Source organism: Collinsella aerofaciens, from assembly GCF_018785245.1.
In the GTDB taxonomy this organism is placed as follows: domain Bacteria; phylum Actinomycetota; class Coriobacteriia; order Coriobacteriales; family Coriobacteriaceae; genus Collinsella; species Collinsella aerofaciens_AD.
The window spans coordinates 1-317 of the sequence record NZ_WQPL01000035.1 but is presented as its reverse complement, the minus strand read 5'-3'; the positions used below and the strand labels follow the sequence as shown (position 1 = coordinate 317).

The following is a 317-nucleotide window of genomic DNA, read 5'->3' as shown; positions in this document are numbered from 1 at the left end:
TGCGCAGCTCCTGGGTCATCGGCGAGGGGCACAACTTCGTCAAGACCATGAAGGGGCTCTCCGACCGCGTCGCCGATCCGGAGGACAAGCTGGAGCAGGTCACCGTCGTGGACGACCAGCTGGGCCGCCTGACCTTCACGCGCGACATGGCCGCCGCCATCTTCCACGTGCTGGGGGCGCACGCCCCCTACGGCACCTATAACTGCACTGGCTCGGGCGCGGTCAAGTCCTGGGCGGACATCGCCCGCGCCGTCTTCGAGTCCGCCAACGGCAACGGGGACAGGGTCGTGCCGGTTTCGACCGCCGACTACTACGCC

1 protein-coding gene is annotated in these 317 nt (G+C 68.5%); it reads left to right on the top strand.

Going from position 1 to position 317, the window contains the following annotated elements:
- Positions 1-317 (top strand): sugar nucleotide-binding protein (locus GPK39_RS08040; RefSeq protein WP_215674914.1); only part of this gene is annotated, 317 nt, incomplete at both ends.